This is a genomic window from Dietzia sp. DQ11-38-2 (assembly GCF_014145055.1).
GTDB lineage: Bacteria > Actinomycetota > Actinomycetes > Mycobacteriales > Mycobacteriaceae > Dietzia.
This window is the reverse complement of sequence record NZ_JAALDW010000403.1, coordinates 1-2,376: the sequence shown is the minus strand read 5'-3', so window position 1 is coordinate 2,376 and position 2,376 is coordinate 1. Positions and strand designations below refer to the sequence as shown.

Annotated in this window: 3 protein-coding genes; 1 reads left to right on the top strand and 2 read right to left on the bottom strand. The window is 68.5% G+C overall.

Annotation, left to right across the window (positions count from 1 at the left end):
• Window positions 1–89: 89 nt before the first annotated feature.
• On the bottom strand, window positions 90–479 hold the full coding sequence (locus tag G6026_RS13250; RefSeq protein ID WP_107755653.1) for a DUF2304 domain-containing protein: 390 nt from the start codon (window positions 477–479) through the stop codon (window positions 90–92).
• Window positions 476–1,240: a glycosyltransferase family 2 protein gene (locus G6026_RS13245; RefSeq protein WP_241725867.1), complete on the bottom strand. Its 765-nt coding sequence runs from the start codon at window positions 1,238–1,240 to the stop codon at window positions 476–478. Before G6026_RS13245 ends, G6026_RS13250 begins: the two co-directional genes overlap by 4 nt.
• Window positions 1,241–1,302: 62 nt before the next feature.
• Here G6026_RS13245 and G6026_RS13240 point away from each other — a divergent pair, with 62 nt between their 5' ends.
• Window positions 1,303–2,199 carry a glycosyltransferase gene (locus tag G6026_RS13240; protein ID WP_107757959.1) on the top strand — a complete coding sequence of 299 codons (897 nt, stop codon included), beginning with the start codon at window positions 1,303–1,305 and terminating at the stop codon, window positions 2,197–2,199.
• Window positions 2,200–2,376 lie beyond the last annotated feature (177 nt).

Sequence of the window (2,376 nt, the reverse complement as noted above, 5' to 3'; positions counted from 1 at the left end):
GACCTCCACGTCACCGGACCCCGCGCCGCCGGTACCCGCGTCACCGGACTCCGCGCCGCCGGTATCCGCGCGACCAGCGGACCGGCCGGTCACCGTCGTAGGCGGTCGTCGTCGTCCGCGACGGGCATCACCGCGGTCGCGTCTGGCCGGTCCTCCGGCCGCACCGCGTTCTGCAGCGCGATCGACCGGGCCAGTCGGGCGTATCGCAGTTCCTGTTCGCGGAATCGCACGTAGGTGGAGACGGTGACGAATGCGAAGCCCATGACCAGCGCGTACAGCACCAGGTCCGTGCCCCGCTGGACGCCCAGGGCATTGGCCACCACGGTGAGGTCGTCCGGGCGCAGCACCGCATAGACCATGAACACCACGAACAGCACGAAGCCGATCTTGACCCCGGCCTTCGCCCGGGCTTTGCGCCGGTTGGCGAGGAAGAACGCCACCAGCGCGGCGCCGGCGAGCAGCAGTAGTGCCTTGATCATCGCGGCAACCTCTTTCCCACGAACCCGTCGGAGAGGATGTTGATCCCGTTGAGCAGCGACTGCCCCTTCGACATGGAGTACTCGGTGTAGAGGATGTCGACGGGCTGCTCCGCGACGCGCCACCCACGGTTGTCCATCAGTTCCACGAACTCGCTGGCGTGGCTCATGCCGTTCATCCGCAGGTTGAGGTCGTTCGCGACCCGCTCGTTGAACACCCGGAGCCCGTTGTGGGCGTCCGTCAGGCCGAGCCGGCGGGTGCGCGGGCTCAGCATGACGACGGTCCTCAGGACGATCCGCTTGATCAGCGGGACCTGATCGCCCTCGCGTCGCGGGCGGCCGAAGCGGGTACCCACCACGATGTCGACCGGTTCGGCTCGGACCCTCTCCACCATCGCGAGGACGTCCTTGACCTGGTGCTGGCCGTCGGCGTCGAAGGTGACGAAGTAGCGGGCGCCGGGTTGGGTGCGGGCGTACTCGACACCTGTCTGGATGGCAGCGCCCTGCCCGAGATTGACCGGGTGGCGGACGAGGTGCGCCCCCGCCCGGTGGATCGCGGCGGCGGACTCGTCGGACGACCCGTCGTCGACCGCCACGATGTTGGGGAACGTCTCTCGCGCACTGCTGAGCACGTCCTCGATGACGGTGCCCTCGTTGAAGCATGGCACGATCAGCCAGACGTCGCGGTTGCCCGTGGGGTCGTCTGCGGGGTCGCCGCCGGCCGTGTCACCGTGCTCTGGGAGTCGCTCACTGTCACTGCTCATCGCCGGTCGATACTATGCGATCGGACGGACAACCCGGTGACGAGAAGGACGGCGGTTCCCCGATGGCCATCGATGTGATGCTCCCCTACTACGGGGACGTCGGCCACTTCAAGAAGGCTGTGGACAGCGTTCTCTCCCAGAGCTATTCGGACTTCCGACTGGTCGTGGTGGACGACGGCTACCCGGACCCGGAGCCCGCCCGCTACATGGGGGAGATCACCGCACGCGACGAGCGGGTGACGTACGAGAAGAACGAGACCAACCTCGGTGCCAACGGCAACTACCGCAAGTGCCTGGAGATGGTCACCGCGCCGGTCGTCGTGGTGATGGGCGCCGACGACATCATGCTGCCCAACTATCTGCAGGTGGTGGCCGACGGGTTCGCGGCCGTTCCCGACGCCGCGGTGATGGAGGTGGGCGTCAGCGTGATCGACGAACACGGTGCGCCGGTCCGGCCACTGTCGGACACCGTCAAGTCGTTCACCCAGCCCAGGACAGACGGGCGCACGGTCCTGCACGGCGAGAAGCTGATGACCTCGCTGATGCACGGCAACTGGACCTACTTCCCGTCACTGGCGTGGAGTTCCGAGTGGATTCGCCGCATCGGGTTCCGCGAGGGGCTCGACGTGGTGCAGGACCTGGCGCTGCTGGTCGACGTGATCACCGCCGGCGGCCACATGGTCTACGACCCGACGCTGGCATTCCTCTACCGCCGGCACTCGGCGTCCGACTCCTCGGTGCGTGCGCTCGACGGCCGCCGCTTCGACGAGGAGGCCCGCTTCTTCGCCGCCGAGGCGGACGCGTTCGCCGCCCGGGGCTGGAAGAAGGCCGAGCGTGCCGCGCGACTGCACGTGACGTCGCGGCTCAACTCCCTGTCGCTGCTGCCCACCGCGGCCCGGGCCGGCAAGCTCGCCGAGGGTGGCAAGCGGCTCCTCGGCCACAGCTTCAGGAGGTTCTGACCCGGGCCGGGCCCGATCCCCGGGGCGGCTTAGATTTGGTCGTCCCTGCTGCGCCGGAAAGGCCCCCGCGCCGCAATGGGCACGACCAGAATCGGAGGCAGGTGAGCCGCCGGAATGGCCGGAGCGGAGGTCTATGTGATTCCCGAGCAGTGGATCCCGCACCGCCGTGAGGACGGC